Origin of the sequence: Collinsella sp. An268 (assembly GCF_002159765.1) — a bacterium.
Lineage (GTDB): Bacteria > Actinomycetota > Coriobacteriia > Coriobacteriales > Coriobacteriaceae > Coprousia.
Genome location: NZ_NFJH01000011.1, coordinates 50,317 through 65,489, shown reverse-complemented (window position 1 = coordinate 65,489; position 15,173 = coordinate 50,317). Strand labels below are relative to the sequence as shown.

Here is a 15,173-nt window from a genome sequence, read left to right as displayed (position 1 = left end):
CCTTTCCTTTGGGGCCGCCAGCTCGGGCGGCAGATCCATCCAGATCAGATATCAAAATAAATGAATCAAGTATAGCAACTATGAATTGTACAAATAGCTCTTACGCGGAGAAGATGGGATGGTACCCAGCAGCCTGACGAGGAAAGGACGCCCATGTATACCCGTGAGACGCAGATGGAGCAAGAAGTCGAGCGCGCTGCAGTGCGCTTCGTGTGCGACCTCTTCGAGCGCAACCGCACCCTCTCCGACGGTCCGGTCATCAACGAGCCGGAGCCGACGCACCTCGAGGAGCTCGCCGAGCGGGGCATCCCCGCTATGGGGCGCCCCCTCGAGGAGGTCGTGCGCGAGATGGAGCGCGATGTCATCGGGTACGGCTACAATGCGGACCACGCGCGCTTCATGGGCTTCGTGCCGGGGCCGACATCGGCTATCTCATGGCTCGGCGACATGATCTCCGCGGGATACAACCGCCATGCGGGCAGCGTCGCCAACTATCCGGCGGGCCATGCGGTGGAGGAGGGGCTCATTCGGTGGCTCTGCGACCGGGCGGGTTTTCCCGCGGGGGCGAGCGGCACGTTTGTGTCGGGCGGCTCGATGGCCAACTTCACGGCGTGCGTGGCCGCGCGCGACACGGTGCTCGACGAGCGCGACTGGCCGCGCGCGGTGGCTTACGTTTCCACCCAGACGCACAGCTCGGTCGCCAAGGGGCTGCGCATGATGGGTGTGACCGACGCGCGGATCCGCACGATCGACGTCGATGAGGGCTTCCGCATGAAGACCGATGCGCTCGCGGCAGCGATTGCGGCAGACAGGCGCGCGGGGCTCGCCCCGTTTATGGTTATCGCCACGGCGGGAACCACCAACACCGGGTCCGTGGACCCGCTGCCCCAGGTCGCGGACATCTGCCGGCGCGAGGGCCTCTGGATGCACGTCGACGGCGCCTTTGGCGCAAGCGTGCTTCTTACGCGCTACCGGGACATGCTCAAGGGCATCGAGCGCGCGGATTCGCTCAGCTGGGACGCGCACAAGTGGCTGTTCCAGACGTACTCGTGCAGCATGCTCTTGGTCCGCGACGAGCGGACGCTGCTTAAGAGCTTCAGCGCGCACCCCGAGTATCTGGCTGACCTCGAGGGGGATGAGAGCCTGGTGAATCCGTGGGACCTCGGGCCGGAGCTCACGCGTCCCGCGCGCGGCCTCAAGCTCTGGTTCACGTTGCAGGTGATGGGTGCCGACGGCATGGCAGATTGCATCGAGCACGGGTTTGACTTGGCGCGCTGGGCCGAGGAGGAGCTGCGCGCGACGCCGGAGGTGGAGATCGTCTCGCCCGCGCAGATGGCGATGGTGAACTTCCGCTTCGCCCCGGCGGGCACGTCCGAGGAGGAGCGCGACGAGATCTGCGCCCGTGCGGCCGCCCGCATGCGCGCGAGCGGGTATGCCGGTGTGTTTACGACCGAGCTCTCGGGCAAAAAGGTGCTCAGGCTCTGCGCCATCCACCCCCGCACCCATGAGGGGGAGATGCGCGAGGTGGTCCGGCGCCTCGCCGCCTTCGCGCGGGAGTAGGCGCCCCTGCCGTGGGCGCCTTCGCTTGACGGCGCCGGCGGGGCGGGATGAGGTTGCGGGCCGACGGCTCTTAGAGGGGGCCGGCGGGCCCGCTCTCTGCGCATCGGTAACCGGTTGGAAACAAGGCGACCGTTTGCGGGATTGTGGGCGGCGGCGGGGTTAAGCCTTTGCTACACTTTATTCCAATGCAGCGCCGTGTGTGGCGCGCACGACGAGAGGACTTGAGGGCGCTATGATGACGAGGGGCATCCATACGGTAGAGAAGGCCGCTTGGCCTGCTGCCGCCTGCTCGCTTCTAACCCTAGCGCTACTACGCGCCGATGCGCGCTAGGGTCTTCTCGCCTTTGTGGCTCGCAGCCGCCCGTCTTTTCAGAAGCACCCCGACGCGCATCTACCCGACGCCTTGCAGGACGTGACGCGCGACGGGGTGCTTCTTCCGTTTTCGGTTCTCATGCCAACCGTCACCTCCTGCAACGCCTGACGTCACCCCGGCGGGCACAAGGGCCGCCCCAAGAGCAGGAGGACCACATGACCAGAAAGATCGCCATCTTCGACACCACGCTGCGCGACGGCGAGCAGTCGCCCGGCGCCAGCATGAACACCGAGGAGAAGCTCATCGTCGCGCGGCAGCTCATCCGCATGAACGTCGACGTGATCGAGGCGGGTTTCCCCATCTCGAGCCCGGGCGACTTCAAGAGCGTGGCCGAGATCGGCCGCCTCGCGGGCGACCGCTGCGTCGTCTGCGGCCTCACCCGCGCCGTCGATAAGGACATCGAGGTGGCGGCCGAGGCGCTCAAGTGTGCCAAGCGCCCCCGCATCCACACCGGTCTGGGCGTATCCCCGAGCCACCTGCGCGACAAGCTGCATCTCACGGAGGACGAGGCTATAGAGCGCGCCGTCCGCGCCGTGAAGCTCGCGCGCAGCTTTGTGGACGACGTCGAGTTCTATGCGGAGGACGCTGGCCGCGCCGACCAGGACTTCCTCTGCCGCATTGTGGAGGCGGCCGTCAAGGCGGGCGCCACGGTGGTGAACATCCCCGACACCACGGGCTACAACATGCCGTGGGCCTTCGGCGCGCGCATCAAGGACCTGCGCGAGCGCGTGGCGGGCATCGAGGACGTGACGATCTCGGTCCACACGCACAACGACCTCGGCATGGCGACGGCCCTTGCCATCGAGTCGGTGCGCAACGGCGCCACGCAGGTGGAGTGCACCATCAACGGCCTGGGCGAGCGCGCGGGCAACACGGCGCTCGAAGAGGTGGTCATGGCCATCAAGATGCACGGTGCCGAGCTCGACGCGCACACCGATATCGTCACGCAGGAGCTGACGCGCGCAAGCAAGCTCGTAAGCTCCATCACCGGCATGACCGTGCAGGCCAACAAGGCGATCGTGGGCGCCAACGCGTTTGCCCACAGTTCGGGCATCCACCAGGACGGCGTGCTCAAGGCGCGCGACACCTACGAGATCATCGACCCGGCCGACGTGGGCGCCGGCGGTTCGCAGATCATCCTCTCCGCGCGCTCCGGCCACGCGGCGCTGCGCCATCGCATGGCCGAGCTCGGCTACACGTTTGCCGATGAGGAGTTTGAGGGCATCTATCAGGCCTTCCTCGAGGTTGCGGACAAGAAGAAGGAAGTGTACGACGAGGACCTCGAGTCCATCGTGCACGAGCGCGAGCGCGAGACGAAGGCCATTTGGACGCTGGGCGCCGTGCAGGTGTCCTGCGGCTTCCCGCTCACGCCCACAGCGACGCTCACCCTCGTGGGCGAGGACGGCGAGGAGCACACGGTCGCCGCGTTTGGCACCGGCCCCGTCGACGCCGTCTACAAGGCCGTCAACCAGATCGTCTCGGTCGAAAACGACCTCTCGGAGTTCGCCATCAAGGCCATCACCCGCGGTATCGATGCGCTGGGCGAGGTCACCGTCCGCGTGACGGCGGGCTCGGGCCAGGTCTACACGGGCCGCGGTTCCGACAACGATATCATCGTGTCTTCCACCAAGGCCTACATCAACGCGCTCAACCGTCTCATTTCAGATCAACGCGAAGCGAAGGAGAACTAGGATGCCACGTCCCATGACCGTTGCCGAGAAGATCTTGGCGGCCCATGCCGAGCTCGATGAGGTGCGCCCCGGTCAGCTCGTCGAATGCGACCTCGACATCGTGCTCGCCAACGACATCACCGCGCCCATCGCCATCGACGTCTTTCGCGAGCTCGGCGCATCCGAGGTCTTCGACCGCGAGCGCGTCTGCCTCGTGCCCGACCACTACGCGCCCAACAAGGACATCAAGAGTGCCGAGCAGACCAAGAAGATGCGCGACTTCGCCCGCGAGCAGAAGATCGTGCACTACTGGGAGCAGGGGTGCGCGGGCATCGAGCATGCGCTGCTGCCGGAGCAGGGCGTCGTGGTGCCGGGCGACCTTATCATCGGCGCCGATAGCCACACGTGCACCTACGGTGCCCTCGGCGCGTTTTCCACCGGTGTGGGGTCGACGGACGCCGGCGTGGGCCTCGCCACGGGGCGCGCGTGGTTCAAGGTACCGCCCACCATCAAGTTCGTCATCGAGGGAGAGCTCGCCGACGGGGCCACCGCCAAGGACATCATCCTCCACATCATCGGCCAGATCGGCGTCGACGGGGCCCTCTACCAGGCGATGGAGTTTACCGGATCCACCATCGCGAACCTCTCCATGGAGGGGCGCATGTGCATCTCCAACATGGCGATCGAGGCGGGCGGCAAGGCGGGCATCATGGAGGTCGACGATGTGACGCGCGCCTGGCTCGCGGGCCGCGGCGAGCGCGCTGGCGTGGAGTACCATGCCGACGCGGACGCGGAGTACGCCCAGGTCATCCACATCGATGCGGCCGACATCAAGCCCTGCGTCAGCTGGCCGCACCTTCCCTCCAACACGCATCCCGTGGAGGAGAGCCGCCACATTGCCATCGACCAGGCGGTTATCGGCAGCTGCACCAACGGCCGCATCGAGGATATGCGCGCCGCAGCCGAGGTGCTGCGCGGCCGCCGCGTAAGCGAGCGCGTACGCTGCATCGTGATTCCCGCGACGCAGGCTGTCTTCAAGCAGTGCATGGCCGAGGGCCTGGCCGATGTCTTCATCGATGCCGGCTGCGTGTTCTCGACGCCCACGTGCGGCCCGTGCCTGGGAGGCTACATGGGCATCCTCGCGGCGGGCGAGCGCTGCGTCTCGACCACCAACCGCAACTTCGTCGGGCGCATGGGCGACCCCACCTCTGAGGTCTACCTTGCGAGCCCCGCGGTGGCGGCGGCCTCGGCCGTCGCCGGCCACATCGCCCTGCCGAGCGACCTGTGATTCATTTGGGGACGGGGTCGTTATGACTCATCTCGTCCCGCGCCCATGACCCATTTGGGGACGTGTTCGTTTTAACCCATTGCGGAGGGATAACCCATGCATTTTGAAGGCACCGTATTTCGCTATGGCCGAGACGTCGATACCGACGTGATCATCCCGGCGCGCTACCTCAACAGCTCCGACCATGCGCACTTGGCGGCGCACGCGATGGAGGACCTCGACCCCACGTTTGCCACGCGGGTGCAGCCGGGTGACATCGTCGTTGCCGAGGAGAACTTCGGTTGCGGCTCGAGCCGTGAGCACGCGCCGGTCGCGCTCAAGGCGGCGGGCGTCTCCTGCGTCATCGCCAAGAGCTTCGCCCGCATCTTCTACCGTAACGCCATCAACGTCGGCCTCGCGATCCTCGAGTGCCCCGAGGCGGTCGACGCCATCGCCGACGGCGCACGCGTGGCGGTGGATACCGAGACCGGCACCATCTCGAATCTCGATACCGGTGCGACCTTCACGGCTGAGCCGTTCCCGCCCTTTATCGCCGAGATCATCGAGGCGGGCGGCTTGGTCGAGCGCACGCGCAGGAAGCTGGCGGACGGAGCGCAAGATGCCGCTCGATAACCCGTTTGCCGCCGGCCCCTCGTCAATCGATTGGAGCTGTAACGTGAAGAAGACCTATCAGATCTGCTGCCTGCCGGGAGACGGCATCGGCCCCGAGATTATCGCCGAGGGCAAGAAGGTGCTCACCGCAGTGGGTGACAAGTACGACTGCGCGTTTGCCTGCGCCGACGCGCTCATCGGCGGCGCCGCCATCGATGCTGCCGGTGACCCCCTGCCCGACGAGACGCTTGACGCCGCCCGCGCGGCCGACGCGGTGCTGCTCGCCTCGGTCGGCGGGCCCAAATGGGACTCGACCGACCCCGCGGCGCCCCGCCCCGAGCAGGGGCTCCTGCGCATCCGCAAGGAGCTCGGCCTCTACACCAACCTGCGCCCCGTGCAGATCTTCGCGGCGCTTGCGGGCGCCTCGACGCTGCGCCCCGAGGTCATCGACGGCGTGGACATGATGATCGTGCGCGAGCTCACGGGCGGCCTGTACTTCGGTCGCCGCGAGCGCTTCTTCAACGAGCCCGGCGCCGGTGCGGACGGTGCGCCGGGGCAGCGCGCCTATGACACGCTCGAGTACCGCGAGTACGAGATCGAGCGGATCGCCCGGCAGGCGTTCGAGGCGGCGCGCAAGCGCCGCGGCAAGGTGTCGAGCGTCGACAAGGCCAACGTGCTCGAGACGAGCCGCATGTGGCGCGAGATCGTCCACCGCATCGGCGCGGAGGAATACCCCGACGTGGAGCTCGAGGACGTGCTGGTGGACAACGCCGCCATGCAGCTCATCAACCGCCCGGCGACCTTTGACGTGGTGGTGACCGAGAACATGTTCGGCGACATCCTCTCCGACGAGGCGGCGCAGATCACCGGTTCGCTCGGCATGCTCGCCTCGGCGAGCCTGGGTGATGGCGTGGCGCTCTACGAGCCGAGTCACGGCAGCGCCCCGGACATCGCGGGGCAGGGCATCGCGAACCCGCTCGCGCAGATCCTCTCGGTGGAGATGATGCTGCGCTACAGCTTCGACATGGCCGCGGCGGCCGACGACATCCGCCGGGCGGTGACCGAGGTGCTCGACGAGGGCTGGCGTACGCGCGACATCGCCGACGCCACGACGCCCGCCGACCGGGTGCTCGGCACGGCAGCTATGGGAGACCAGGTGGTGGCGCACCTGTAGAGTCCTACGGAGGCGCAGCTGCGGCCGCCGCGCAGATCGCGCGCCCTGCGCGTGGGGTGCCTGCCGAGTGCCGCGCGCCCTCTGGCCCACTCGCGACGGAAAACTGAGTAAGAACGGGACCTGCCCGCGTACACGCCCTGATCTGCATGATGAAGCTGTAGGTCAGGGCGTTGTTTGTTATGCGGCTGCGCGGGGTGCCTCGTCTCTCGTGCAGTTTTCCGTCGCGAGTGTGCCATCTCCCTGCAAAGCCCATGTCGCGCACCTTCGCCTTCCGCTCCGGTGCTCGGTTTTCCGTCGTGCGCGGCGCGGGCAAAGTGCACAAGCGCCGACGCCGAAATAATCTGTCAGAACCGAGGGCTTTCTTCGTGTAGTAGGTAAAGGGAGGCAATCTCCTCAGGGGGGGGGTGAGACGATGCGTGGCGAAGAGGAGCTGTCTACTTCGGGCGACGGGAGAGACCGGCAGCTTTTGAGGGGCCATGTCGCGGCGGCTCGGGCCGAGCAGTTGGTGCAGAGGTATGCGGACTGCATCTTGCGCCTGAGCTACACCTATCTGCACTCTACGCAGGATGCGGAGGACATCTGCCAAGAGACGCTCTTGAAGGCCCTGCGACGCCAGGAGCCTTTTGAGAGCGAGGAACACGAGCGCGCCTGGGTTCTCCGCGTGGCCATGAACGCCTGCAAGGACATTCTGCGGCGCAATCGGCTGCGCAGCTCGGTCTCGCTGGAGGATGCTCCGGAGCTTGTCGCGCCGCGCGTGCAGAGCGAGGCGGCGGAGCAAGACCGGATGGCATGTGTTCTAGATGCGGTCATGCGGTTGCCGGCATCTCTGCGCATTGCCATCTACCTGCGCTATTACGAAGAGTACGAGGTCCGTGACATTGCCCGTGCGCTCGGCTGCACCGAGGCCGCGGTCGCGGCACGGCTCTCGCGCGGTCGCAGGCGGCTGCGCGGCATGTTGAAGGGGGTTGTAGGGGATGAGTTCGACTTCTGAGCTGTATCGGGAGGCTCTCGACGGTTTTGCGCTTGCGCCTGAGGTGAAGGCGCGCATGGTCACGCGATTGGTCGCCGCGCTGGAGAATGAGGGGAAGGTCGGTGGTGCGGATCCAACGATGCCCGAATGTAGCGTGCGTGTGCCTTTTGCGTCTCAGCCATCAGCGGTGTCGGGCCTGGCGCCGTCGCCCTCCGGGCGGCCCCAGCGCGCTGTCCTGCCCTGGCAGCCCAGGCGCACCGGACGTCTCCAGCGCGCCGGTGCTCCCTGGACATATCCGTACCGTATCGCTGCGACGGTTTTGCTCCTGATGTGCCTTGCGGGAGTGACATCGGTGCAGGCGGCAGGCGTGTTCCGCACTCTTGGGGCGGCTTTGTCCGATCTGTTTGGCCCCGTATCGGCCGAGACCGCGCAGTCCGAGGGTGTTGCCGCTGTCCCGGGTGTATCCTGCACCGATGCCGGTCTCACGCTCGCGGCTGAGGCGGTGGTGGGAGATGCGCGTTCTTGCGTTGTCGTGTACTCGCTTTCCACGGTAGATGGCGACGCATTTGATACGGCGGGACTGGTGGTAAAAAGCAGGACGGGCGATGCGTACCTGCTGAGCGTCGGAGGGGAGGGGTACGCATATCCGTTGCTGCGCTTGGCGTTCTCTGAGGTTGAGGCGCGTGTGAACGGGGAGATGCCCCGTGAGACGAGTCTCTCGCTCTACGACGCCGACCCCTCTGACAACGCCGTTCAAGTGGTGCAGCGCCTCGTGTTTGGCGAGGGGCAGCTTGATGGGGCGTGGGGTGCGGTGCCGGTGGCGTCCGTTCGGTTCTCCCGTCTGTGCACGTGGGACACCTCGGGAGAGGAGACCATCGCCGACGGCACTTGGGAGCTGGAGGTTCCGTTGGCCTATACGCAGAGGTCTTGCGCGTTCACGGCGGGCCAGACCGTTTCCGTGGGCGGTCATGATGCGCAGGTTACCGCACTCGAGATGTCTCCTGTGAGCATACATGTGCGCTATACGGTGGATACAGCGCCGCTTGTCACCTATGGGGCACAGAGCTCCGATGGCCAGGGCGTTCAGCCTGATGCCGGGTCGATCAATCGGGAGGCTCAGCGGCTTGCGCTCACATCGCTTGATGTAGTCATGCGAGATGGTGAGCGCATCCGGGTGCTGGGCATTGATGACGGCCAATACGTTGGCGCAATGCCCTCAAGCATTGGTAGGAATGCCAACGGCCAAGCCGTTGTGACGTACGACCTCACCCTCGCCGACCGTGTTGTTGACCCCGATGAGGTTGAAGCGGTGGTTATCAATGATGCGGTTGAGGCGGGTGAGAGGGTGGACTGAATCGAGGCTCTTCGGCGAACGTGTTGTGCATGCTAGGAGGCCGTGCGCCCTTGGGAAACGTCGAATAGGGGGTGACGCCGAGGGGTGGTGGTAGATCGCGCTCGCGCAGGCCGCATAGAGCCTCTTTTGCCACGTGCGCGGGCGCTACATCGAGGTTTACTGCAATTTCCGGAGGCGCCTCCGAGTAGGCCCGTGCATGCGTACACGCTCTACCTGCGGGTTCTTTATCCGCCTCGCGCCGGCTACTTCACTATTCCGCCAGAGATGGTAGTAACGCTCGACCTGTTTGGCTCTTGCCCTCTCCGTGGGGCGTTCAGTGCAGCCAGCGGGCAAGGGGCGGCAGGTCCGTTTTCCCACGCTCCCGGCTCGCTGACGAGTGCTTTTCTGGCATCCGACGCCCCTCAAGGGGCCTCAAACGGCAGATAAGCACTCGCGGGCATGGCAAGGCATCGTTCGCGAGGGGTTTTCTGCCTGCTATAGTGGACCCAACGAAGAAGCTGCGGGGGCGGCGCGCCTCGCGGGGATTGGGGGAGCTATGGCGGATGTGAGCAACGGTCCTCAGGGGCAGCTGGAGCCCGCGGATACCTACGAGGCGGTTACGGTCGAGGTTTCTGCGGGCGACGGCCCGCTTATGCTGGGCGAGCTTTTGGCGCGGCATCGGCGCATCGTGGCGGCCGTCCTCGTCGTCGTCGCGCTCATCTCCTTCATCCCGCTGCGCATGGTGTTCTCCAACCCCGATACATACGTGGGGTTAACGCAGACGCTCGACGCCAAGATCGATAACGTTATGGGGCTCACGGCGGCGTCTGCGGCGGCATCGGCCGGCCTCTCGGCCATACCCGGCGATGCGGGCACGCCCATCGCTGAGAAGCTCATCGAGCTGGCCGGTAACTTCGGCATCATCCTCGCCATCGTCTTTTTGGAGAAATACCTGCTCACAATCTTTGGGGCGGCGGCATTTGGGCTGTTGGTGCCTGTGGGGTGCGTCCTCGGCATCATCGCCGTCATGACGTACGGGCGTCTGACGCTCAGCAACGTCATGGCCAAGCTTGCCCTCAAGCTCGTGGTGCTTGCGGCGGTATTGCTCTGCACGATCCCCACGAGCGTGTGGGTCACCAACACCATCGACAAAACGTATCAGACGTCGCTCGAGGCCTCGGCGGCGGCTGAGGCGGCCGAAGACGCGGCCGGTGCGAATGAGGTGCAACAGGGGGAGTCAGAGGGCGCGGGGAACCCCATCGACAGCCTCCTCGGTTTCTTCCAGGGCATTCCCGACGCGGTGGCGAGCGGTCTTGCGAGCGTGTCCGACGAGATCTTGGGCCAGCTCAACAACCTCATCGAGCAGTTTGCGGTCATGATCGTAACGTCGTGCCTCATTCCCGTTCTCGTGCTGGTTTTCTACCTGTGGATGGCAAATCTTCTGCTCGGCATCAACATCGAGGCGCCTGCCGCCGCACTGAAGGCGCGCGCGACCAGCCTCAAGACGCCGCCGCGCCGCCGCTCCCAGGGCGAGGGCATCACGCGCGCGGGCAGGGCGTGAGGGCGTATGAAACAGGAGCGTCTGACCGAGGACCTACTCGAGCGCCTGCTCGCCGCCGAGGCGCCCGAGGCGTATCTGGGCGAGCGCGACGCCGTGATCGACCGCGCGCTTACCGATTACCTGCGCGAGCTGTTGGCCGACCGCGGCATCAACCGCTCCGAGCTATCGCGTCGATCGGGTGTCAACATCACGTTCGTGTACGACATCTTCAAGGGTAAGAGCATGCCGGGGCGCGATAACGCCATCATGCTCGCGCTGGGGCTCTCCTGCGACGTGCGCGAGACCCAGCGCCTGCTGCGGCTCGCCGGGGTTTCCGAGCTGTGGCCCAAGCGCCGGCGCGACGCCATCATCCTCTGGTGCATCGAACACGACATGACGCGCGTGGCGTGCGACGACGAACTCTACCGCTTGGGCGAGAGGCCCCTGTTCGATCCCAAAGACGACGCCGACGGCGGCCGCGCGTGAGGGGCGGGCGATCTGCGATGGACGAGCATGCAACGCTGCACGGCATGAATATCGACGACGCCTACGTTGTCGAGCGGAGGTTGGCGTGCGGTCCGGCGGGCACGACGGAGCTCGTGACGCTGGGCGACGTGGGTCCCTTTGTGCGCAAGCGCCTGCCGCGCGAGCGGGCCAACCGCGTGGTGTGGGCGGTGCTCTCTCAATGCGAGAGCTCACGTTTGCCGAGGATTCGGACGACCTATGAGCTGCCGGATGAGTTTGTGGTGGTATGCGACTATGTGCCGGGAGACACCTTGGCCGAGGTCGTGGAGCGCGAGGGAGCGCTTGCCCCCGAGCGGGCGCGTGCCCTGGCGCACGATCTGTGCGAGGCGCTTGCCGACCTGCATGCGCACGGCGCGGTGCACCGGGACGTCGCGCCCGCCAACATCGTACTGGCAAAAGACGGGGCGCATCTTATCGACTTCGGGTGCGCGGGCGTGCCGGCGCTTGAGGACGATAGCCAGAAGAATCCGCAGGGAACATGGGGCTTTGCAGCGCCCGAGCAGCATGGGTTCACGATGGTGGATGCGCGGGCGGACCTGTATGCCGTGGGCCGTGTGGTTGCGTACGCGGCAACCGGGGCGCTGCCCGAGGGCAACTCTGCCCGGGAGCTTCGTGCGCACATTGCGGGGTTGCCCGAGGGCCTGCGCGCGGTGATTGAGCGCGCATGCGCCTTTGAGCCGAGCGCGCGCTATCAGACGGCGGCAGACCTCGGCGCAGCTTTTGCCGGGGCAGCGCCCGATGCGGACGCGGGGAGCCAGGCTGCCACGGGGCAGCAGACGGCCGAAGTGCAGGCCGCTTCCGGTGCACCGGCGTTCGGCGGCGCACCGTCGCCTACCGTGCCCCCAGACTTCGCGTGCCCTCGCCCCCGGCGGTCATTGCGCCGCCCGCTGCTTGCGGTGGCGGCGCTGGTGCTTGTGGCGGCAATCGCCTGCGGCGCGTGGTTTGCGTCGGGCGGCCTCTTCGCCGCTGCGGACCCTGCGGGCGACCGTGGCGGGGACGCTCAGCAAGGTGCCGTGCAGCAGCAGAATCGCGCGCCATCAGGCGGTCAGACGACCGTCGGGGCCGGTACCTCCACAGGCGAGCTGGTGGAGGAGGCGGCGAAGGCCCTCACGATTACCGAGAGCTCGTGGTATGTCAGCTCTGGGGGCTTCGTGCGCTATGCGGTCGGTATCGCCAACACGGACGATGATGTGACGGCGCTCTTTCCCACCGTTCTGATTACAGGGCGCGATGCCGACGGCAACGTCCTCTTTTCAGACACGCAGGTGCTGAACAGCCTGTTTCCCGGTGAGACGCACTATTGGGGAGGGCAGGCCGGCAATGGGGCCGCACCCGCAAGCGTTGAGTTTAGCATCGCGCGTCCGGGTGATTGGGAGGTCGAGCAGGGGTCGGGTGCATCGAGCTCCTATACCGTATCGGGCGTGACGACCTCGCAGGACCTGCTGGGAGGAACGGTAGTGACGGGGGAGCTGACGTTCGTTGCGCGCGGGGACGAGGCATACGGGGGCAACCAGGTGGCGATCGTGGCGATTGGCCGCGATGCACAGGGACAGATGGTATGGGGCGAGGTTGGCTTTGTGTCCGAGCCCGCGGTGGGCGCAACCGTTCCGTTCGAGGTGACGTCGCTCGGGAGCGATGTGCCTGCCTTCACGACCGTGGAGGTCCATGCGTACCCGTGGTAACAGACGGATAACGAGCTCCGCTTCGTGCCGTTGTCGTTTGACGTCACAGGCTGTTTGGAGAGGCCGACATCTGCACGCCCTCAGCTTGAATTCAGTTGGCAACTGATGAAATGAGTCAGAGGCTCAATAGCATAGGAAGACAGTGCTATCGATATCGCTGATGGGAGCATGCGATGGGAGCCTATGAGCCGGCACCTGACGAACTGGTTGTCCTACATGGGGAACGCTGGATTCTGGATGATGCGGGACGCGAGAAGCAGCTGAGCGAAATCGTGCTGACTAGCCGCAATCTCGTTTTGGTCAACGAGGTTCAGCAGGGCCTGTTTAAGAAGGTCCCCATGGTTATGAAGTGTCCTTTGGATCGCGTGCTCGACGAGCAGGGCGCTCCAGCCGTCATGACCACCAAGCTTAAAGGAGTTTGGTGGGTTCAGGCTGTTTTTGGTAACAAAGTGCTTCGCTTGCGAAATGCCGACAACAATCGTCTAGAGGCAGAGCGTCTTGCAACGGCCATCAAAAACGTGGCACTGGGTGATCTTTCCGGCGTACCTTCGGAGAGCGTGATGCCTCCTGAGCTTGCGGGTGTTGTTGGAGGAGCGAAGGATTTGCTCGGCAGCATCGTCGGGGCGGGTGCGAGAATGGTGCGAGAAGGCGCCGGCAAACAAGCGAACAAGCCCGCCATGGTTTCGACGGTTTGTCCCAGTTGCCACGCGCCACTCAGCGGAAGGAAGGGGACAAGGGTGACCTGCCCCTACTGCGATTCGCCGTATACCTTGTAGGAGATATCATGGGTATCTTGGATTCAGCATTCGATTCCTTTGAGGGCATGCTTGCCGACCAGTGGAAGGATGTCGTCACATCAGCTCCCTTTGACGAGCACACGGTCGTTGCTCCAGGTATTCGTAAGCGTGAGCAGAGTGGGTTTGGGGCAAACCGAGGGAGCGATGACATTCTCTCAACCGGTTCGATTATCTTTATTCCCGAGAACACGGCCGCCTTCATTTTCAGCCAATCGGGAATCGAACAGGTAATTACTGAGCCCGGTGGTTACGAGTATCGCGATGGTGAAGCGAGCGTATTTGATGAGCAAAGTCGCAAGAGCAAGGGCATCGGTAAGATCTTGCTCGACGAAGCGGGGGAGCGCTTTGGTTTTTCTGGCATGTCGCCCGAAGAGAAGCGCGTTGCATTTGTAAACCTGCGCGAGATTCGCAACATCAAGTTCGGTACGCGTGGCCCCTTGGTGTATAACGACTCGTACTACCAGTGCGATCTCGAGATCTTCTCATATGGTTCTTTTTCGGTGAAGGTAACCGATCCGGTCCTATTCGTCCGGAATTTTGTTCCCGCAGGCGTTGTCTCTTATAGTTTTAATGATCCGGCGGTACGTTCTCAGATGCTTACTGAGTTTCTCCACTCGTTCATTGTCGCAGTGGGAGAGCTGTCGTCGCAGTACCGTGTGTCCATGTTGCCCTCGCAGGCAGATGAAATTCGCGGGCGAATCGTGGAGGATACGGCGAACGCCGGAACCTGGGCGGCGCGCTTTGGCCTTGAGCTCGTTTCGGTTGGGATTGAGAACATCGAGCTTTCCGAGCAGTCGCGCGCGCTGATTCAGCAGTTTGCCGAGCAGCGGATGAGCGTCAGGGCTTATGAGGATGTGTCCCAGACCGCCGCAAATATTGCCGCTCAGCAGATGATTGCTCAGGGGGTTAGGGATAATGGCTTGGGAGATGCTGGCGGCATGCTGTTTGGCATGAACCTTGCGAGCGGGCTAAATCCAGTAAACGCGTCTCAGGCGGGAGCGATGCTGTCGGGCGCACCGGGAGCTTCTGCACCTCAGGACGGTCAACCGGGGGACCAGTCAGCTCCTGATGACTTTGCTTCACAGCTCGAGCTGCTCGAGAAGCTCAAGGGTCTTATGGACGCTGGTGTTGTGACTGAGGAGGAGTTTGCGGCAAAGAAGCGCCAGATTCTAGGGATTTAGGTCTCTTATCTGTTTTGAGCAGCGTCTTTTCGTGTAAGCGCCAAAGCTCGTCGTCGCATTCGGCTCGCGTCTTGCCGTTCTCAAGACACCAGATAATGATGGCGTCGCGTTTGGTGTTGGGCCAGAGCTCGGCATTGTTTGCTAGATGCAGGATCTGCTGCGCTTCATCAAGGGAAGCATGTAAACCAAAGGCGAGCATGATGGCATGGTCACGGCCGGGACGGCTTTTACCTGCAAAGATGTCATATACAACGGTGGGATGAAGACCGCAGGCTCGGATTACCTCTGCGCGCCGCATCCCTCTCTTTTCGAGCAAGCGGTTGAGATACGCCTGCAGTGTGCATTCGACCGTCGCCCCATGCTCAAGATAGTCGTCAGGGGAAGCAGCGCTGCGCAGCCGTTGAAGCAGTTCCTCAGTGGACAGCCAGTCTGCCATAACCCTCCCCTCACGTCGGCATGACTCTGTACGCGCCTGATGCCATCGATGGG

The 15,173-nt window shown here is 64.5% G+C and carries 13 protein-coding genes; 12 read left to right on the top strand and 1 reads right to left on the bottom strand.

The features are described from left to right. The first annotated feature begins 153 nt into the window (after positions 1-153). The 12 genes from B5F70_RS08975 to B5F70_RS08920 all read left to right on the top strand — a co-directional run bounded on the left by B5F70_RS08975 (position 154) and on the right by B5F70_RS08920 (position 14,684). A complete protein-coding gene (locus B5F70_RS08975; RefSeq protein WP_087205230.1) occupies positions 154-1,560 on the top strand; it encodes an aminotransferase class V-fold PLP-dependent enzyme in 1,407 nt (468 codons plus the stop codon). A gap of 528 nt (positions 1,561-2,088) precedes the next feature. Beyond that, complete coding sequence (locus tag B5F70_RS08970) at positions 2,089-3,624, top strand: 2-isopropylmalate synthase (protein WP_087205229.1); 1,536 nt, start codon at positions 2,089-2,091, stop codon at positions 3,622-3,624. A 1-nt stretch (position 3,625) separates the two neighbouring features. Continuing rightward, positions 3,626-4,891, top strand: a complete 1,266-nt coding sequence (gene leuC / locus B5F70_RS08965; RefSeq protein ID WP_164476607.1) for a 3-isopropylmalate dehydratase large subunit — start codon at positions 3,626-3,628, stop codon at positions 4,889-4,891. A 96-nt stretch (positions 4,892-4,987) separates the two neighbouring features. Further along, complete coding sequence (locus B5F70_RS08960) at positions 4,988-5,503, top strand: 3-isopropylmalate dehydratase small subunit (RefSeq protein ID WP_087205228.1); 516 nt, start codon at positions 4,988-4,990, stop codon at positions 5,501-5,503. 43 nt (positions 5,504-5,546) lie between these two features. Then, positions 5,547-6,656 (top strand): 3-isopropylmalate dehydrogenase, encoded by a 1,110-nt coding sequence (gene leuB, locus B5F70_RS08955; RefSeq protein ID WP_087205259.1) that lies wholly within the window; start codon positions 5,547-5,549, stop codon positions 6,654-6,656. Between the two features lie 505 nt (positions 6,657-7,161). Beyond that, positions 7,162-7,647 carry a sigma-70 family RNA polymerase sigma factor gene (locus B5F70_RS08950; protein WP_239286818.1) on the top strand — a complete coding sequence of 162 codons (486 nt, stop codon included), beginning with the start codon at positions 7,162-7,164 and terminating at the stop codon, positions 7,645-7,647. A gap of 370 nt (positions 7,648-8,017) precedes the next feature. Next, the gene (locus tag B5F70_RS08945; RefSeq protein WP_143753959.1) at positions 8,018-8,980 is read left to right on the top strand and encodes a hypothetical protein; all 963 of its coding nucleotides are present in this window, start codon (positions 8,018-8,020) and stop codon (positions 8,978-8,980) included. A gap of 544 nt (positions 8,981-9,524) precedes the next feature. After that, positions 9,525-10,520: a hypothetical protein gene (locus B5F70_RS08940; protein WP_158094976.1), complete on the top strand. Its 996-nt coding sequence runs from the start codon at positions 9,525-9,527 to the stop codon at positions 10,518-10,520. Positions 10,521-10,526: 6 nt separating this feature from the next. Continuing rightward, complete coding sequence (locus B5F70_RS08935; protein WP_087205224.1) at positions 10,527-10,985, top strand: helix-turn-helix transcriptional regulator; 459 nt, start codon at positions 10,527-10,529, stop codon at positions 10,983-10,985. Positions 10,986-11,002: 17 nt separating this feature from the next. Further along, the gene (locus tag B5F70_RS08930; protein WP_087205223.1) at positions 11,003-12,706 is read left to right on the top strand and encodes a serine/threonine-protein kinase; all 1,704 of its coding nucleotides are present in this window, start codon (positions 11,003-11,005) and stop codon (positions 12,704-12,706) included. 173 nt (positions 12,707-12,879) lie between these two features. Beyond that, positions 12,880-13,482 carry a hypothetical protein gene (locus tag B5F70_RS08925; protein ID WP_087205222.1) on the top strand — a complete coding sequence of 201 codons (603 nt, stop codon included), beginning with the start codon at positions 12,880-12,882 and terminating at the stop codon, positions 13,480-13,482. Between the two features lie 8 nt (positions 13,483-13,490). Beyond that, on the top strand, positions 13,491-14,684 hold the full coding sequence (locus B5F70_RS08920) for an SPFH domain-containing protein (protein ID WP_087205221.1): 1,194 nt from the start codon (positions 13,491-13,493) through the stop codon (positions 14,682-14,684). On the opposite strand, the gene B5F70_RS08915 is transcribed toward B5F70_RS08920, so the two are convergent. Continuing rightward, positions 14,617-15,120, bottom strand: coding sequence for a helix-turn-helix transcriptional regulator (locus B5F70_RS08915; protein WP_206383541.1), 504 nt, complete (start codon positions 15,118-15,120; stop codon positions 14,617-14,619). The two genes, B5F70_RS08920 and B5F70_RS08915, sit on opposite strands and share 68 nt — an antisense overlap. Between the last annotated feature and the right edge of the window lie 53 nt (positions 15,121-15,173).